14 protein-coding genes and 3 pseudogenes are annotated in these 18,637 nt (G+C 55.4%); 9 read left to right on the top strand and 8 right to left on the bottom strand.

Translation table 11 applies throughout. The features are described from left to right. Positions 1-115: 115 nt before the first annotated feature. Complete coding sequence (locus AC0L7S_RS16460; protein ID WP_473471997.1) at positions 116-238, top strand: hypothetical protein; 123 nt, start codon at positions 116-118, stop codon at positions 236-238. A 58-nt stretch (positions 239-296) separates the two neighbouring features. Here AC0L7S_RS16460 and kdsA read toward each other — a convergent pair whose 3' ends face one another. From kdsA to tpiA, 6 genes and pseudogenes are all read right to left on the bottom strand, one after another. Next, positions 297-1,127: a 3-deoxy-8-phosphooctulonate synthase gene (gene kdsA, locus AC0L7S_RS16455; RefSeq protein ID WP_473471996.1), complete on the bottom strand. Its 831-nt coding sequence runs from the start codon at positions 1,125-1,127 to the stop codon at positions 297-299. Beyond that, positions 1,124-1,996 carry a VOC family protein gene (locus tag AC0L7S_RS16450; RefSeq protein ID WP_473471995.1) on the bottom strand — a complete coding sequence of 291 codons (873 nt, stop codon included), beginning with the start codon at positions 1,994-1,996 and terminating at the stop codon, positions 1,124-1,126. Before AC0L7S_RS16450 ends, kdsA begins: the two co-directional genes overlap by 4 nt. 120 nt (positions 1,997-2,116) lie before the next feature. Then, positions 2,117-3,754: a CTP synthase gene (locus AC0L7S_RS16445; RefSeq protein ID WP_473471994.1), complete on the bottom strand. Its 1,638-nt coding sequence runs from the start codon at positions 3,752-3,754 to the stop codon at positions 2,117-2,119. A gap of 124 nt (positions 3,755-3,878) precedes the next feature. Continuing rightward, on the bottom strand, positions 3,879-4,817 hold the full coding sequence (locus tag AC0L7S_RS16440; protein WP_473471993.1) for a L,D-transpeptidase: 939 nt from the start codon (positions 4,815-4,817) through the stop codon (positions 3,879-3,881). A 370-nt stretch (positions 4,818-5,187) separates the two neighbouring features. After that, entirely contained in the window at positions 5,188-5,649 is a 462-nt protein-coding gene (gene secG / locus AC0L7S_RS16435) for a preprotein translocase subunit SecG (protein ID WP_473471992.1), read from the bottom strand. A 201-nt stretch (positions 5,650-5,850) separates the two neighbouring features. Continuing rightward, positions 5,851-6,613: pseudogene (gene tpiA, locus AC0L7S_RS16430) on the bottom strand (triose-phosphate isomerase). Positions 6,614-6,739: 126 nt separating this feature from the next. Between tpiA and AC0L7S_RS16425 the strand changes: the two are divergent. From AC0L7S_RS16425 to lexA, 6 genes and pseudogenes are all read left to right on the top strand, one after another. Next, the gene (locus AC0L7S_RS16425) at positions 6,740-8,632 is read left to right on the top strand and encodes a SurA N-terminal domain-containing protein (RefSeq protein ID WP_473474334.1); all 1,893 of its coding nucleotides are present in this window, start codon (positions 6,740-6,742) and stop codon (positions 8,630-8,632) included. Beyond that, complete coding sequence (gene trpD / locus AC0L7S_RS16420; RefSeq protein ID WP_473471991.1) at positions 8,629-9,639, top strand: anthranilate phosphoribosyltransferase; 1,011 nt, start codon at positions 8,629-8,631, stop codon at positions 9,637-9,639. Before AC0L7S_RS16425 ends, trpD begins: the two co-directional genes overlap by 4 nt. Before the next feature lie 21 nt (positions 9,640-9,660). Next, positions 9,661-10,482: an indole-3-glycerol phosphate synthase TrpC gene (trpC, locus tag AC0L7S_RS16415; protein WP_473471990.1), complete on the top strand. Its 822-nt coding sequence runs from the start codon at positions 9,661-9,663 to the stop codon at positions 10,480-10,482. Next, positions 10,475-10,962: pseudogene (gene moaC, locus AC0L7S_RS16410) on the top strand (cyclic pyranopterin monophosphate synthase MoaC). Before trpC ends, moaC begins: the two are co-directional and overlap by 8 nt. 1 nt (position 10,963) lies before the next feature. Further along, positions 10,964-12,169 (top strand): molybdopterin molybdotransferase MoeA, encoded by a 1,206-nt coding sequence (locus AC0L7S_RS16405; RefSeq protein WP_473471989.1) that lies wholly within the window; start codon positions 10,964-10,966, stop codon positions 12,167-12,169. Positions 12,170-12,283: 114 nt separating this feature from the next. Further along, a pseudogene (gene lexA, locus AC0L7S_RS16400) lies at positions 12,284-12,999 on the top strand (transcriptional repressor LexA). Between the two features lie 76 nt (positions 13,000-13,075). On the opposite strand, the gene AC0L7S_RS16395 reads toward lexA, so the two are convergent. Both AC0L7S_RS16395 and AC0L7S_RS16390 read right to left on the bottom strand, forming a co-directional pair. Further along, complete coding sequence (locus AC0L7S_RS16395) at positions 13,076-14,473, bottom strand: ComEC/Rec2 family competence protein (protein ID WP_473474333.1); 1,398 nt, start codon at positions 14,471-14,473, stop codon at positions 13,076-13,078. Then, positions 14,404-15,408: a ComEC/Rec2 family competence protein gene (locus AC0L7S_RS16390; protein WP_473471988.1), complete on the bottom strand. Its 1,005-nt coding sequence runs from the start codon at positions 15,406-15,408 to the stop codon at positions 14,404-14,406. Before AC0L7S_RS16390 ends, AC0L7S_RS16395 begins: the two co-directional genes overlap by 70 nt. Before the next feature lie 240 nt (positions 15,409-15,648). Between AC0L7S_RS16390 and gltX the strand changes: the two genes are divergently transcribed. Together gltX and gltA are read left to right on the top strand one after the other, a co-directional pair. Then, positions 15,649-17,070 (top strand): glutamate--tRNA ligase, encoded by a 1,422-nt coding sequence (gltX, locus tag AC0L7S_RS16385; protein WP_473471987.1) that lies wholly within the window; start codon positions 15,649-15,651, stop codon positions 17,068-17,070. A gap of 167 nt (positions 17,071-17,237) precedes the next feature. Continuing rightward, a complete protein-coding gene (gene gltA / locus AC0L7S_RS16380; RefSeq protein ID WP_473471986.1) occupies positions 17,238-18,527 on the top strand; it encodes a citrate synthase in 1,290 nt (429 codons plus the stop codon). Positions 18,528-18,637: the final 110 nt, after the last annotated feature.

Raw genomic sequence — 18,637 nt, 5'->3', positions numbered from 1 at the left:
GATTCACGCGGCGAAAGAATGCGAAACCATTCGTCATCGATGAACGGGAAGCCTATCTCGATATTATCGGATATTGTCTCGAATGCGCGGGGAGCGAAACACATGGGAGTTTCGCATGTCTCAGTTGAGCGGTATCGTGAGCCTGTTTCTGATAGCAGCGGCTTTCCTGACATCATGCGACGATCAAAATGCGACGCAGGAAAAATCGTCGCGCCTGATCGTCCAGATCATCCGCTGAATCTTGCGGCGATCGCCAACTCAAACCGTTGAACGCCCCATCAGGCAGTGCGCATTGCTCAAGCTTTGGCCACCCGATCAAGCGCCATCAGGCGTTCCAACAAAGCTGGCATGTCCTTTAGCGGCACCATATTGGGACCATCTGAGGGCGCATTGTCGGGGTTCTCATGCGTTTCGACAAAAACCCCTGCGACACCGACAGCAACGGCGGCGCGCGCAAGCGTCTCGACAAAACGACGCTCACCACCCGACGAGCCGCCCTGCCCGCCCGGCTGCTGCACGGAATGGGTTGCATCAAAGATAACCGGCGCACCAATTTCGGCCATGATGGGCAACGCCCGCATATCGGAAACCAGCGTATTATAACCAAAAGACGCGCCACGCTCCGTGACCAGCACATTGGCATTGCCGGAATCAACGATCTTGGCAACCACGTTATTCATATCCCAAGGTGCCAGAAACTGGCCCTTCTTGACGTTGACCACTTTTCCGGTTCTTGCCGCTGCGATGAGTAGGTCCGTCTGGCGGGAAAGAAACGCCGGTATCTGCAGGATATCGACATGCGGGGCCACGATTGCGCACTGTTCCTCAGTATGGACGTCAGTGAGCACGGGGAGAGAAAGCTCTTTGCGCAAGTCGTCAAATATCGGAAGTGCGGCCTCAAGCCCTGCTCCTCGCGTGCCGCCAAGCGATGTGCGGTTGGCCTTGTCATAGCTGGTTTTGTAGACGAGCTCGATGCCAAGTTTCTGTGCGAGTTCCTTCAGCTTGCCAGCCATATCGAAAGCATGCTGCCGCGTTTCCAGCTGACACGGCCCCGCGATAAGCGTCAGTGGGCCAGCATTGTCGAATGCAACGCTTCCAGCACTCACAGATGCATTGGGCTTTGTCATGCTCTTTCCTCGAAAATGAAAACCGCGCCTTGCCCCGCTGCCGGGGCAACGACGATCTGGCTGTCGTGCATGTTGTGATTGACGCCATTGGATACAAACAACACCCGCAATTTGCCCAAATCCGCAACTGAAAATACGACTGCCTCAAAACGAAGTTCTGATGGGTCACTAATCGTAAAACCGAAACGGTGCGCAAAATCCTTCGGCTCCATAATCGTCAACCGAGCATTTCCCAAAGCCAATCCGCTTGCAGATGGCACGTTCGCAACGTCCGCTCCAGCAGCAATAGCAAGCAGCGGATACTGTTTTGCCGGATCTGCGCTGATCGAGACGACTTCGGCGATTGCGAATGTACCATTTGTATGGGTTTGGAGTTCTGTTCGATCAACTGTCGGTGTATTGGCCCGTTCGCAGGCAAACAGAAATGTACCTGATCGATCCGAACCGGCAGCAAACGCCAGTCTGAAAGATGCTGTATCTTGTTTGCCCGATGCATCGATAAACGGGCGCGAAAAATCGAGACGATCGCCCGCACAAAAACCGGCATCTACATAACGGCGATGGTCGACATCGGCATCATCGGTTCCAAACACCACGGCCGAAAAACCTTCCTGACCGTATCTTGCACGATATAGCTGGTCCCGCGCCACGAACTCGTTGCGCGCAGCAACGGCATTTTCAATGGCAACCGCATCGTTCACAGCAAGCGGCTCCATGAATGTATCGTTCGAAAAATAGACACAGCAATTTTGCGTGCCGAACGGATGAACGCCGGTTGGCGCGATCGTAAAACCGAGCGCGGTCAAGCGCGCCCGTGCCAGTTCTAGACTGGCGGTCGGTAATACGAGATGGTCGAGTGGATGGGTCATGAAAAGGCGGTGTGCATCATTGGCAGCCTCGTTTCAAGACGGCGGTACATCTCATCACCGAGGCCAAAGAGACCTTAGAGCATCGGGCGGCTAAATGGGAACATTCTGCCGCCCGATGCTCTAAACCAACCTGCTTTGTTCAACCGCAGCCTCAATAAAGCTTGCAAACAATGGATGCGGTTCAAGTGGACGGCTTTTCAGTTCCGGATGATATTGAACCCCGATAAACCACGGATGGTCAGGATATTCGACGGTTTCAGGCAATACGCCATCTGGTGACATGCCGGCAAACACCAGGCCGCATGCTTCCAACCGTTCCTTGTAGTCAATGTTGACTTCGTAGCGATGCCGATGGCGCTCCGAAATATCGGTGCTCCCATAGATATCTGCTATCCGGGATTTTTCTACCAGGCGTGCCTCATAGGCACCAAGCCGCATCGTTCCGCCAAGTTCGCCGGCAGCTTTGCGCTTTTCAAGCATGTTGCCTTTCAGCCATTCGGTCATCAAGCCAACCACCGGTTCATTGGTCGAACCGAACTCGCTGGAGGATGCATCGGCAATCCCGACCAGTGAACGCGCGGCCTCGATGCAAGCCATCTGCATCCCGAAACATATGCCGAAATAAGGAACCTTGCGTTCACGCGCGAACCGCGCCGCCAAAATCTTGCCTTCCGATCCGCGCTCACCAAATCCGCCCGGCACCAAAATGCCGTGCACCTTCTCCAGCCAGGGCGAAGGATCTTCCTTCTCGAAGACCTCAGACTCAATCCATTCGAGCTTGACCTTGACTCGGTTGGCAAGACCGCCATGAGACAGCGCTTCGATGAGAGATTTGTAGGCATCTTTCAGGCCGGTATATTTGCCGACCACGGCGATGGTAACCTCGCCTTCCGGATTGTGGATATTCCGCGACACAGCCTGCCAAGGCTCCATGCGCGGTTTTGGTGCCGGATCAATTCCGAAAGCCGCCAGAACCTCCGAATCAAGCCCTTCCTTGTGGTAGGCCATCGGAACATCATAGATGTGGCCCACATCAAGCGCCTGAATGACTGCCGACTCGCGCACATTGCAAAACAGGGAAAGTTTGCGACGCTCTTCCTTGGGAATGGCGCGATCGGCCCGCACCAGCAGAATGTCCGGCGCAATGCCAATGCCGCGCAATTCCTTGACAGAATGCTGTGTCGGTTTGGTTTTCAGCTCCCCCGCAGTGGGAATATACGGCATCAATGTCAGGTGAACGTAGACGGCGTTGTTGCGCGGAAGGTCGTTACCCAACTGGCGGATAGCTTCAAGGAACGGCATTGCCTCGATATCACCGGCTGTGCCACCGATCTCGGAAAGCACGAAGTCGTAGTCTTCATTGCCGTCGAGGACGAAATTCTTGATCTCGTCAGTAACGTGAGGAATGACCTGAACGGTCGCGCCCAGATAATCGCCACGACGCTCTTTTTCGATAATATTCTTGTATATGCGCCCAGTGGTAATGTTGTCCTGACTGTTGGCGGAACGGCCCGTAAAGCGCTCATAATGACCAAGATCGAGATCGGTTTCTGCGCCATCATCCGTGACGAAAACCTCGCCATGCTGATAGGGCGACATCGTGCCGGGATCGACGTTCAGATAAGGATCGAGCTTCTTCAATCGCACGCGATAACCGCGCGCCTGCAACAGTGCGCCCAACGCTGCTGAAGCAATGCCTTTGCCAAGTGAGGAGACCACGCCGCCGGTGATGAAAACATATCGCGCCATGGGAACCATCGCTTAACGCGGCCGAACTGATTCCGCCAGAGAAAAAACGGCCGCTATTGTTTTTCCCGGCATAACAAAACTGACAAATAAAAAGGCCGGCTTGTGCCGGCCCTTGCCTGTGGCTTTTTGATCGTCAGCGTATGACGACCTTGGTGCCCATTTTTACCCGCCTGTAAAGGTCCATGACATGATCGTTGATCATGCGAAAACATCCATTCGATGCACTGGAACCGATGGATTGCGGCTGATTGGTGCCATGAATGCGCAGGTAGGTGTCCTTTTTGCCCTGGTAAAGGTAGATGGCACGCGCACCAAGCGGGTTGTCCGGACCACCGGCCATGCCATCCTTGTACTGACCATAATGCTTCGGCTCGCGCTCCTGCATCTCCTTGGTGGGTATCCAGCGTGGCCATTCCTGCTTGTCGCCAACGGCAACCGTTCCCTTGAACTGCAATCCCTGGCGTCCGACCGCAATGGCATAACGGCGAGCCGTAAACGCCGACTCAACCAGATAGAGGCGACGCTCGCCCGTGTCGATGACGATCGTGCCAGCCCCATAGCCGGAAAATTTCACGTCCTGAGGTTCAAATTCCGACTTTACGCGGAACGGCCTCTTAGCCTCCCGGTTTTCAAGAACAGCATCAAGAGCGCGCGTTTCTGGCAGCAGCGTCGAGGCCGAAGACCCACCAAACAAACCAGCAAACAGGCCCCTGTTTTGCGATTTCTGGCCAGTGGGTTCGCTGCGCAGTTCGCCATTATTGCCGGTCACTGCAATATTGCCTGTCTCAGCAGGCACCCGCACTTTTTCAGACTTGGCTGGCTTTGCAGCCTTCGATGCTTTGACGCTTGCCACGGACGAATCGGACGCCGTGTCTTTTCGCCTCGTCTTCTCAAGAAATGCCTCTCTGGCAGCGACAGCTTTCGCCTTGGCAACTTCACGCATCGCCGCTTTCTTTGCAGCAATAGCTTTTTTCCGGGCCAGAACCCGATCAGCCTTGATCTTGACTTCGAGTTCCCGAATACGCGCCAGATCCTCGTCCGATGGCTTCTTCTTCCGCTTCAGGATTTTCAATTCCGATGATGGGCTCCGCGCGGCAATGCTTATAACATAAGTGTTTGCAGCAACTGGAAGCGAAACGTCGGCCGCCGGCACCGCCGCGAATGCAGGTGTGCCGAGAAAAACACCCCCAAAAGGCCAGCAAAAATGAAGCTACGAAGCTGCATAACGAATATCCGATCAGAAATGCTTGTTGCCTTCGGCCCCTCCGGACTAAAAAATGCCCAGCCTCGCCGCAAGAAAGCTATAATCGATTAGTTGGACGCCACTCAAGTCAGAAGCACTATCTGACTTGTGCGTTTCGTCATGTTCAAACAGCTATTGTCGCAACTGTGTTCAAACAACCACAGTAATCAATGGCGCATCCAAATCGGGAGGCTCAACGTCAGTTGTTGGGAACCTGTGGCTCGGCGGGCGCTGTTGATTCGCCAGCACCCGGCTGCTGCGCCGAACCGGCCGCGGGCGCAGCTGGCGCTGCATTATCACTGGGCGATGGTGGTGTTGTGGCGTCAGAAGCGGGAGCAGTAGCTGGTGCAGGCGTGGTCGCACCGGGAAGTTGATCCAGAACGCCCTTGCCCGCTTCACCCTGCGTTACCGGCACACGGTCGAGAATATCGGTGGGTTTGTCACCGTAGCGAGCAATAATCGACAGCAGCAAAGATGTCGCAAAAAACGCGGCAGCAAGAATGCCAGTCGCCCGTGTCAGGGCATTGGCGGCACCGCGCGCCGTCATGAAGCCCGAGCCACCGCCAATGTCGAGGCCACCGCCCTCCGAACGTTGCACCAGCACAACGCCAACAAGGGCGAGCACGATCATGAGATGAACGACAATTAGAACGGTTTCCATTACATATCCTGGCAAGCCTGATGCGATCGCGGGCGCGACCAGCTGTTTGGGGCGGCTCAATACAATGCTTTTACAGCATTTCCAAGCCCACCACTCGAATATGGGCGTTGCCAGGCCCATTGCAACGAGTTTGTCGCAGGTTTCTCCGTGCCTCACCACCCTGTGAGCGCTGGGTTAGAGCATCGGGCGGCTAAACACCAATTACATCTGACGATAGGTTTCTGCGATTGCCAGAAAATCCGCCGCCTTGAGGCTGGCGCCGCCAATTAATGCGCCATCCACATTCTGCACACCCAGCAGTTCCAGCGCATTGGAAGGTTTGACCGAACCGCCGTAGAGAATGCGCATGCTTTGCGCAGCCCCCAAGTTTGTCGGCAAGCCTGGCGCGTATATGTGCATGTGCCGAAGCAACATCTTCAACAGTCGGCGTCAGGCCGGTTCCGATTGCCCAGACAGGCTCATAAGCAATCACCGTATTGGCGTGCGTCGCATTGAGCGGCACAGACCCGGCAATTTGCTGCGACAAGATATCGAGGGTTGATCCTTCCTCACGCTCGGCCTTCGTCTCACCAATGCAAATGATAGCAACGAGGCCCGCCCGCCAGGCAGCACAAGCCTTATCATTGACTGTGGCGTCGTCTTCACCTTGGTCTGCACGCCGCTCGGAATGGCCCACAATAACATGCGTCGCACCTGCATCTTTTAGCATCTCCGCAGAAATACAACCCGTATGCGCGCCACTCTCCTTGGCATGACAGTCCTCACCCCCGGCACGAACCGGCGTGCTCGACAATATCTCTGATGCACGCGTCAACAATGTCGCGGGTACGCAGACAAGAGCATGCGTCTCCGTATCGAGCCCCGACATGAAGCCATTGCCGATCATCCGGAGTTCATTGAGCGATTCACCCGTTCCATTCATCTTCCAATTACCGGCCACAAGCGGGTGAATTCCTGGCGTCATATTGTTTGAATCTCCGGGTAGCGCATCTCTGTTCGACCTTCTCAGTACCAAAATCAGACCACAAAGCAATCGACAGTGAGCTATAAGGACGCTATTGCCGTTCATTCACCCAATACGGAAGTGGTCATGCTCAGTAGTTTAAGAAACGCGGCGAACACATGGGTCGCGAAGGTCCTGCTTTTATTGTTGGTGCTGAGTTTTGCCGTATGGGGCATCACCGGCCGGATTGCTGGCGCTATAGGCGGGCACGAATCCGTCGTCTCTGTTGGCGACACATCCGTTTCCGTGAATGACTACCGTCTGGCATATGATCGCCAGCTTAGCCTTTTGTCGCAGCAATTCGGACAGCGCGTGACACAGGAACAGGCAACCGCATTTGGCCTCGACAGACAGGTGCTTGGCCAATTGCTGTCAGGTGCGGTCCTGGACGAGCAGGCACGCAAGCTCGGCCTTGGCATTTCCGAAGATCGTCTGGCACAACTGACCCGCGACGACCCGGCCTTCCGTGGACCGGGAGGCCAGTTCGATCGCCAGACATTCGATTATGTGTTGCGCCAAGTCGGCATGAAACCTGAAGACTATCTGAAGAATCGTGGACAGGTTGCCAGACGCCAGCAAATCGTCGAAGCCGTCTCGGATGGCATGAAAGCACCAGACACCTTTCTCAAGGCGGTGGCGCTCTATCGCGGCGAAGATCGCACGGTGGATTATCTGACCCTGCCCAAGTCGCTGGTTGAGCCAATCGAAGCGCCCACCGACAGCGCGCTTTCTTCCTATTTCGATGCGAACAAGAAAACTTACGGCGCTCCTGAATACCGCAAATTTTCCTATGTCCGACTTGAGCCGAAAGACATCATGGATTTGAGCGCTGTCACAGACCAGCAAGTCGAAGACGACTATAACAAGAACAAGGCGCGCTACACCACGCCGGAAATGCGCACGATCGAGCAAATCGTTTTCAAATCGAAAGACACGGCCAACGCAGCGCTCGATTCACTTAAAAGTGGCGCGACATTCGACAAGATCGTAACGGCAGAGGGCAAGACGACTGCCGACACCCTTCTTGGCACGCTTGCAAAGGACAAGATTTCCGACAAAGCCATCGCCGATGCCGCATTCTCGCTCGAGGTCAACGAAGTCAGCCAAGTTGTCGAAGGTTCCTTTGGCCCGGTACTCCTGCGGGTTACGAACATAAAGCCCGAGATCGAAAAGCCGCTCTCCGAGGTATCGGACCAGATTCGCAAAGACTTGGCTTTAGGCGAGGCAAGCCGCATCTTGTTCGACGTCCATGATGCCTATGAAGACGCCCGCGCCGGTGGCGACACAATGCAGGAGGCTGCATCCAAGCAAAAACTGAAAGTTGTAACCATTGATGCGATCGACCGTGCCGGCCAGAAACCAGATGGCACGATCATCAAGGATTTGCCGGAATCGCCTACGCTCATCAAGGCTGTTTTCGATGCCGAAGCAGGCATAGAAAACGACAGCCTGAACACTGCCGACAATGGCTTCGTCTTCTATGAAGTCGATTCGGTAACACCGGCGCGCGACCGGACACTGGATGAGGTGCAACAAAAGGTGGTTGCGGACTGGACCGCGGCAGAAGTCGCCAAGCGGCTCGAGGCCAAGGCTCAAGAGCTTGAAAAACGCGTCAAGGCTGGCACCGAGCTTCAGGCAATCGCCAGCGAATTGTCATTGCAAGCCGAAACCAAGCGGGGACTCAAGCGCGAGACCGACGACGTAGACTTCGGCAAGGAAGGTGCCGCCGCAATGTTTGCAGTCGCTGAAGGCGGCTCAGGCGTGGTCGACACACCAACCGGTAACGGCAAGATCATATTCAAGGTAGCGCAGGTATTCGAACCCGTCGGAGCCGATGCAAGTTCATTACCGCAAGACGTACAGAACTCGTTTGCGTCTGGCATGTCAGAAGACCTGCTCGACCAACTCGTTGCGCAACTTCAGTCCCAGTACAAGGTCACCATCGACCCCGCGGCAATTTCTCAGGCGAAAGTACGATGAGTGATCTTAAAGTACATCTGGCCAAAGCCGCTTCAGGAAGCGCGCTGTCTTTTGAGGAAGCATGCGAGGCATTCGACATCATCATGTCCGGCAATGCCACGCCCGGACAGATCGGTGGCTTGTTGATGGCGCTTCGGGTTCGCGGCGAGACTGTCAACGAAATTTCCGGAGCCGTCGCGACGATGCGTGACAAGATGCTGCGCGTGAAAGCGCCTGCTGACGCGATCGACATTGTCGGCACTGGCGGCGACGGTTCCCACAGCGTCAATATTTCCACAGCCTCAGCCTTTGTCATCGCCGGGTGCGGCGTACCTGTGGCAAAGCACGGCAATCGTGGCCTGTCGTCACAGACCGGAGCAGCCGATGTACTCATCGCGCTAGGTATCAAGATCGACATCGCACCGGATATGATCGCACGCTGCATCGAGGAAGCTGGCGTCGGGTTCATGTTCGCGCCTGCCCACCATCCTGCAATGAAGTATGTAGGGCCAACGCGTGTCGAACTCGGCACCAGAACCATATTCAATTTACTCGGACCTCTGTCAAACCCCGCCAGCGTCAAGCGCCAGATGGTTGGTGTGTTTTCACCGGAATGGATCGTACCAGTTGCTGAAGCACTTAGAGAATTGGGCGCAGAGCATGTCTGGGTCGCACATGGCGACGGATTTGACGAAATCACCACGACTGGCGAAACGCAGGTCGCCGAAATGATCGGCGGTAAAATTCGCACATTTTCACTGACGCCGGAAACCTTCGGCTTGGCACGACACACGAAAGAGGCGCTACTCGGTGGCGACGCGCCATTCAACGCAAAGGCGTTGAAAGACATGATCTCTGGCACGCCGGGTGCTTATCGTGACACGGTATTGATGAATGCTGGTGCCGGGCTCGTTATCTCTGGCAGGGTGACCACACTCGAAGACGGTATCGCAAAATCAGCCGAGGCGATTGATAGCGGACGAGCGCGCGAGGTCCTGGAGAAACTGGTCAAGGTTTCCAACGGTTAGATTAGAGCATTGGGCAACTAAATGGCCGATATTCTACGCAAGATCGAATCCTATAAGCGCGACGAGATAGCTGCGGCTAAGACGCGTGTTCCCATTGCCGAAATCAAGACGCGCGCACGCGACACAGATGCCCCGCGCGGCTTTCTGGCAGCATTGCAAGCAAAGCGCGACGCCGGTCAATTCGCGCTGATCGCGGAGATCAAGAAGGCAAGCCCATCAAAGGGGCTGATTCGTTCCGATTTCGACCCACCCTTGCTCGCCAGGGCTTACGCCGATGGCGGTGCTGCATGTCTTTCCGTTCTCACGGACGCCCCCTCATTTCAAGGCGCGCCCGAATTTCTGACGAAGGCGCGAAATACCGTTGCATTGCCGGCATTGCGCAAGGATTTCCTTTTCGATCCCTATCAGGTGTATGAAGCACGCGCATGGGGTGCCGATGCCATTTTGATCATCATGGCCTGTGTCGATAACGCACTGGCGCGCAATCTCGAAGAAACAGCGTTTTCGCTTGGCATGGACGCTCTGATTGAAGTGCATGATGAAACTGAAATGGAGCGTGCGCTAAAATTGACCTCGCGCCTGATCGGCATCAACAATCGCAACCTGCGAACATTTGAAACCACGCTCGAAACGTCCGAAAGATTAGCGCCAATGGTGCCCCGCGACAGGCTGATTATTGGTGAGAGCGGCATTTTCTCGCATGAAGACTGCCGCCGATTGGCCGCAAGCGGGATTGGTACATTTCTCGTTGGCGAAAGCCTGATGCGGCAAGGAGATGTCGCCCTCGCAACGCGTGAACTGCTAGGACTCGAACCCGCTTCCAAAGAGACCTCCCATGGCTGATGCCAAATCCCTCACCCATATTGGCACTGACGGGGAGGCGAATATGGTCGATGTCGGCGACAAGGCCGAAACGGCCAGAACAGCGGTCGCCGAAGGCTTCATCACCATGCAGACACAGACGCTGAAGATGATCCTCGATGGCAATGCCAAAAAGGGCGATGTCTTGGGCACCGCACGCGTGGCTGGAATCATGGCGGCAAAAAAGACGCATGAACTGATCCCCTTTGCCACCCTTTGCTGCTTACTAAAGTGTCCGTCAATATCGAACCTGACAGCGCCCTTCCCGGCTTGAAAGTCACCGCGCTGGCTCGCGTTACCGGCAAGACTGGCGTCGAAATGGAAGCCCTGACAGCAGCTTCAGTCGCGTGTCTTACAATTTACGACATGGCCAAAGCCGTTGATCGCGCCATGACGATTTCGGGCATCCGGCTGGTGGAAAAGACCGGCGGCAAGTCGGGCCACTTCAAGGCAGATAGCTAAAATGGCGCTGGTGCCCGTCGCGGAGGCACTTGAGCGGCTGCTGGCCGACACGCAACCGCTGCCATCCGAAAATATCGCATTGGCCGACGCCTTTGACCGTGTATTGGCAAAACCCGTTGTGGCGCTGCGTACACAACCGCCATTTACCGCTTCGGCGATGGATGGCTATGCCGTGCGCATGACAGATCTGGCGACGCTACCTGTCCGATTGAAGGTCATCGGAACAGCCGCTGCCGGTCACGTGTTCCCTCGCGTTGTCAAAGCCGGTGAAGCCGCACGAATTTTCACCGGCGCTCCCCTGCCCGACGGCGCAGACACAGTCGTCATACAGGAAAACACGCATAAATTGGACGGCAATGAAGTCGAAGTGTTTGATACAAAAACGGGAAGCCGCAATATCCGGCACGTCGGCCTCGATTTCTGCGAAGGCGACGTGGTGATCGAACAAGGCCGCCGGCTCGGCGCGCGTGCCTTGTCGCTAGCGGCATCGGCCAACCACCCACGGCTCGGTGTCGTGAAACAGCCTTTGGTTGCCATCATTGCAACTGGCGACGAATTACTTCCGCCGGGCAGCCAGCCGGACCGCGGTCAGATCATTTCCTCCAATGCCTATGGCGTGATGGCCGCCGCCAGATCGGTTGGTGCCCGTGCACTCGATCTGGGCATCGCCCCCGACCATAAAGAGGCGATAACAAGCTTGGTCGAACGGGCTATCGAAAGTGGTGCAAATGTCATCGTCACCCTGGGTGGCGCCTCCGTCGGCGAAATGGACCTGATCCAGAACATTTTGGTGGATCAAGGCATGAAGCTGGATTTCTGGAAGATCGCCATGCGGCCGGGCAAGCCCATGATGTTTGGCCGTCTTGGCGATATTCGTTGTATTGGCCTACCGGGAAATCCCGTCGCAAGCCTTGTTTGCACGCAAATCTTTCTCAAACCTCTGCTTGCCCGCCTCGGTGGCCGCCACTTCAGGCAGGACATTCGCGAAGCGCGCCTGGAAACGGCAATCTCCGCGAACGATCTCAGGCAGGATTACATTCGCGCCAAACTGCACGACAATGCCGGCACGCTGATGGCAACGCCGTTTCCAATTCAGGATTCATCGATGCTGCGCGCGATGGCCGATTGCGATGGCCTTATCATCCGGGAGCCATATGCGGCAGCCGCAGCGCCCGGCTCATCGTGCCGCGTGCTGATGTTGGACTGAACAAAACGTCAACATATTCATTAAACTTTAAACGGTTGCGGAACACAACTGGAACAGATAGTGTTTGTTCTGGTTTTGTTTTCCGATTCTGATTTTGCATCAGCGAGGGCCGTCATGCTGACACGTAAACAACATGAACTTCTTCTTTTCATCCATGAAAGGTTGAAGGAAAGTGGCATCCCCCATCCTTCGATGAAATGAAGGAAGCGCTGGATCTCGCATCCAAGTCAGGCATTCACCGCCTTATCACGGCGCTTGAAGAACGGGGTTTCATCCGCCGCTTGCCAAATCGAGCCAGAGCGCTGGAAGTGCTGAGGCTGCCCGATTCGATCGCACCCGGATTGAATGCGGCCCGCAAATTCTCACCGAGCGTTATCCAGGGAAGCCTTGGCCGACAGGAAAAGGAACCTGCACGGCTGCAAACCGCCGGCAATGACGATGCCGCAGCTTCCGTCTCCATTCCGGTCATGGGACGCATCGCAGCAGGTGTGCCAATCGACGCTATTCAACACAAAACGCACTCAATTTCCGTGCCACCGGAAATGATCATGGGTGGCGAGCACTATGCGCTTGAGGTCAAAGGCGATTCGATGATTGAAGCCGGTATTTTCGATGGCGACACGGTGATCATCCGCAATGCCATTACCGCAACCCCCGGTGAAATCATCGTTGCACTCGTCGATGAAGAAGAAGCAACGCTCAAGCGATTCCGCAAGAAAGGCGCGTCCATTGCCTTGGAAGCGGCTAATCCCGCCTATGAGACACGCATATTCGGACCGGATCGGGTGAAGGTGCAGGGCCGGTTGGTTGGACTGATCCGGCGCTATTGACGGCTCGGCAACGCGTTCTCCGCGCAGATCCGGGCCTCATCGCATCTTGCTCTAATGCAAAGGTTCCAGACTGCGGCTAAGAGCAGTTTGCGCTGTACCGATCCACATCAATGGGTCGTATCTTTTGACTTTTTCGTCTTCTTGGTCCTGCGATATGGAGCAAGACCTCTTGCCGCGCGCGAAAACTGGCGCTGCGCATGCCAAGGTCGGTAGGTCTTTTCGACAGCGTATTCCACGTCAGGGGGCTGTTCGTAGCCGTCTGACCGAAGAATATGGCTGCACTACCTGATCGCGCTAGCTGGCGTTTGGTGATAACCGCCACGTCACGATCCCCGCATGGATTGGTCGCAGTGGCGTCATCTATGATTATCAAAGATGCAAAAGCGCATACTGTTTTTGCCACTGCAATTGTTTTTGCAAAGACAATTACCGCGCCTGAGCTATGCGTAGCCACACACACTATTTTCGAGCATGAAAATGGCGTGCCCTTCAGCTGAATTTTGAAGTCAGAGGGCTTGGCGTCCGATTTGACTGTTTTGGGCTTGATGACTGTTTCTGCAAAAAGTGCCCGACGCCAATTGTCGAGCACGAATCTGCTTGGCCGGCTCCGATTTATCGCAAGTCCCTTCCCGTCAATGGCAAAAGCCACGAGCCGCCCGTCTTCGGAAACCAGCACATCGGGCGTTCTGACATGGCCCATCGTCAACAGTGCCATCAACGCAAACGGGATTGCAATCAAGCGCAACCATGTCGTCGCCAACGTGGCAATGATCAGGGCGATCGTGGCAAGCAATACCGATTGCAACGAGATCAGGCCAATAGCGTCGATCGGCGATTGCTTTGCGATCCAGCCTGCTATTGCAATCATCAGTGTCAGGCCTTTGCCCATAACGTAAAGAAATGGCCCATCGACACCCAGCGGCATCAATAGTGAACTGACGACTGCGAACGGCATGACGATCATCGACACGATGGGCATGACTGCAAGATTGGCAAGCAGGCTCAATGGTGAAACACGCTGGAAATGCCACATCGCAAAAAGCGTCGTCGCGCAACCCGCCACGATAGACGTGACCGCCAGCCCTGCCATCAAGACCAGAAAACGGCGTCCCATCATTCCTGCAAATGACGGTGAGGTCGCCACCGCTGCTGGCGCCTTCCTTGCACGATAATCAGACAGAGCAGCATAAGCCCCGACCAGAGCCGCGGTAGCGGCGAACGACATCTGGAAACTCGGTCCGACGACTTCATGCGGCGAAATCAAAATCACCACAATTGCCGATATTGCCAGATTGCGCATGGTAAGTGCCGAGCGATCGAACAACACTGCGCACAGCATCACGGCCAGCATGATAAAACTTCGCTCAGCAGCAACCGACACGCCTGAGATCACGAGATACGTGGCTATACATAGGATCGCGACGACCGCAGCATATTTCTTGACAGGCCGCCGCGAAGAAAGTCCGGGAAACAGCGCAAAAGCTCCCGCAACAGAGCCATGATGGTTCCCGCAACGAGCGCCATATGCAGCCCCGAAATGGAAATGATGTGATAGATGCCAGTTTTGCGCATCGCCTCGTTGATTTCTTCGGGAATACCCGCCCGCACACCGACAATAAGGGCGGCCGCGATACTGCCCTCGGGACCTTCGATCTGGCTGCGTATATGGGCCGCAATGTCGGTGCGAATATTCTCTACCGCCGACATAATTTGCGCAAAACGAGGTGCCTGCGTGTCGGGGAGTAATAGCGGAACCGACATGAAAAACCCGCTCGCGCCAATCCCGTCAAAATAGCTTTTGAAGGAGAAATCATAGCTTCCCGGTCGCACCGGTCCCGTTGGCGGCAAAAGCCGAACATATGCGTTGATCGTTGAACCAGCTTTCAGACCTTGTGGAATTTTCCGCGCGGAAAGGCGAACCCGGTCCGGCTGATAGCGAAGTTTCGGGCGCGCAGTCGAGATCACATCAAGCGTAAGGCGAATACGGCCACTCGCAAGCGGTTCAACTGATACAACCCTGCCGGTCAGCGCTGTCGATATTTGCGAACCAAGCATCATGGTTCCGGCACGCCAGGTTTCAACCTTTGCCGCAGTCACACCTGCGGCAATCAACAGCATCACCGCAAGGCAAAGGAACATTTTGTGCCGTCGTCGGGCCAGATAGCAGGCGCAAACGAGCGTCGCCACTGCCACTATCGGGCGCAGCAAACCGATTTCAAAATTCAGTGAGAAATAGCCGAGAGCACCAAGCGCTAAGAATACCGGCACAAACAGAAATGCTATACCCCGGTCCAAATCGGTCGTCGCGGCAATGACGATGTTTTGATATATCGCCTGTAGCGAAAAGGCGCGTGAAGGGCGCGCGCCACCTGCAAGACCTCGCCACCATCGGAAGACACCGTCGTTCACTGTAGCAAACCCACCAGCCGTTTCAGCGACTGCCGGCACAAGACGGGTCGGAGGACGATCCCCTGACTCAGGCGCAAACAACGATCGCTCGCTGATATCGCTCCTCATGTCATTGTTGATTTTCACGCCCGGCCTGACCCCATCATCGGGTCTGCCTCTTGCACCCCCATCGTCTATGCTACATGAACGCGCGAGCCTCGAAAATCCGCAAGCTCATATCGCCCACTATTTGAGAGTTTCATGCCTGATAAGGTCATTACCCGTTTTGCTCCATCGCCCACCGGCTTCCTGCATATAGGTGGCGCGCGCACTGCCCTGTTCAACTGGCTCTATTCTCGCCATGCAGGCGGCAAAATGCTGCTCCGGGTCGAAGACACCGACCGCGAACGCTCCACAGAAGCGGCCACAGTAGCCATTCTCGATGGACTTTCATGGCTCGGCTTGAAGTGGGACGACGAACCGATTTCACAATTCGAACGCGCATCACGTCACCGCGAAGTCGCACAGGAGTTGGTCGAGCGTGGAAAGGCATATTATTGCTACGCCACACCAGCCGAATTGACGCAAATGCGCGAGGCAGCACGCGCCGAAGGCCGCCCTCCACGCTATGATGGGCGCTGGCGCGACCGCGATCCGGCCGAAGCCCCGAAAGGCGTTCCTGGTGCTATCCGCATCAAGGCACCCCATGACGGTGAAACAGTCGTCGGCGATCTGGTACAGGGTGAAGTGCGGTTTCCAAATAAGGATCTCGACGATTTCATCATTCTTCGCTCGGACGGCAATCCGACCTATATGCACGCGGTTGTGGTCGACGATCACGATATGGGTGTTACCCACATAATCCGCGGCGACGATCACCTTACCAACGCCGCGCGCCAGACCGTGATCTATCAGGCGATGGGCTGGGAAGTGCCAGAAATGGCGCATATTCCTCTGATTCATGGCGCAGATGGTGCCAAGCTGTCCAAACGCCACGGGGCGCTTGGCGTCGAAGCTTATCGCGCCATGGGCTATCTGCCCGAAGCTTTGCTGAACTACCTTGCCAGACTTGGCTGGAGCCACGGCGACGACGAAATCATGTCCGTGGCCGACATGGTTTCCTGGTTTGATATCAAGGATGTCAACAAGGGAGCGGCGCGTTTCGATTTTGCCAAGCTCGAATCACTGAACGGCGTCCATATGCGTCAAATGGACGACGATCGGTTGACCGGCATCTTCCTCGAAACGCTGCCTCATTTGCCCAATGGTGCCGACTTGGCCACGAAGTTCGACGCCGCCGCAATAGCGCGCCTGCGTCAAGCCATGCCCGGTCTCAAGGAACGGGCCAAGACCTTGGTCGAACTTGCCGACAGTGCGCATTTTCTGGTAGCAGAAAGACCATTATCGCTCGACGAAAAAGCGGCATCCATTCTCAACGCCGAGGCGAAAAATGTTCTCAAGGCGCTGCTTCCGCGCTTTGAGGCGCTGGCTGAATGGAGCGCGACTTCGACCGAAAGTGCGGTTCGCGACCACGCCGAAGCAACAGGCTTGAAACTTGGCAAGGTGGCGCAACCCTTGCGCGCTGCTTTGACGGGAAAAAGCACATCACCCGGCGTCTTTGATGTTTTGGCGGTACTCGGGCGCGACGAAAGCCTTGGCCGTATTTCCGATCAAATCGATTAGGAGCACTGGTACAACAAAATTGACATTGAAAGACGTTTGTTGCGATGCAACATTATAGGCTATAAGAACCAGCGCGGTTCTCGAAAGAGCAGCATATCTCCGCGTTCTCGTTTTTTGCACCGCAAGATATTTTGACTAGGTTTGCATGAAATTAAAAGGAGTTTGCAATGACCGGATCGACCGCAAAACTGGAACTGGGCGGCAAAGCTCATGAGCTCAAGGTGCGAAGCGGTTCGGTCGGCCCCGACGTTATCGACATAGGCGCTCTTTACAACACCACCGGTGCCTTCACCTACGATCCGGGATTCACGTCCACAGCCAGTTGCGAGTCGGAAATCACCTTTATCGATGGCGATGCTGGCATCCTGTTGCATCGCGGCTATCCGATTGACCAGCTCGCTGAGCATGGCGACTTTCTCGAAGTCTGCTATCTGCTCCTTTACGGCGAATTGCCAACCAAGGCACAAAAAGACGATTTCGACTATCGCGTGACGCGCCACACGATGGTTCACGAGCAAATGTCGAAATTCTTTTCCGGTTTCCGCCGCGATGCACATCCAATGGCGGTCATGTGCGGCGTGGTTGGTGCGTTGTCAGCCTTTTATCACGATTCAACCGACATTTCAGACCCTTATCAGCGCATGGTCGCGTCGATGCGGCTTATCGCCAAGATGCCGACAATTGCCGCCATGGCCTTCAAATACCACATCGGCCAGCCATTCATTTATCCCAAGAATGACCTCAACTTCGCCGCCAATTTCCTGCATATGTGTTTTGCGGTGCCATGCGAGGAATACAAGGTCAATCCGGTTTTGGCGCGCGCAATGGAGCGTATTTTCATCCTCCACGCCGACCATGAACAGAACGCTTCGACATCGACGGTTCGCCTTGCCGGCTCGTCGGGGGCCAACCCCTTCGCCTGTATCGCAGCAGGCATTGCCTGTCTTTGGGGCCCGGCCCATGGCGGTGCCAACGAAGCAGCGTTGAACATGCTCAGCGAAATTGGGAGCGTCGATCACATTCCCGAGTTTATCGCTCGCGCCAAGGATAAGGATGACCCCTTCCGCCTCATGGGCTTTGGTCATCGCGTCTACAAAAACTACGACCCGCGCGCCAAGATCATGCAAAAGACCGCGCATGAAGTGCTTGGTGAGCTTGGCATCAAGGACGATCCGCTGCTCGATATAGCGATGGAGCTTGAAAAAATCGCGCTGACTGACGAATATTTCATCGAAAAGAAGCTTTATCCTAACGTCGATTTTTATTCCGGCATTACGCTCAAGGCGCTGGGCTTCCCCACCACCATGTTCACGGTGCTGTTTGCGGTTGCCCGTACCGTCGGTTGGATTTCCCAGTGGAAAGAAATGATCGAGGACCCGCATCAGAAGATCGGTCGTCCGCGCCAGCTTTACACCGGTTCTGCCGAACGCGACTACGTACCCATCGCGAAGCGTTGACTTGGAGCGGGATGAGGAAAAGTGGATACCGGTTTTCCGCCCGCATCCCGCGCTAACTTACTGGAATCGATCACGTTCATGATTTTGGAGAACCGGGTTGAAAACCGGGT

The sequence above is a fragment of the Mesorhizobium sp. G2-6-1 genome (assembly GCF_055809095.1).
This window is presented reverse-complemented; position numbering and strand designations above follow the sequence as displayed.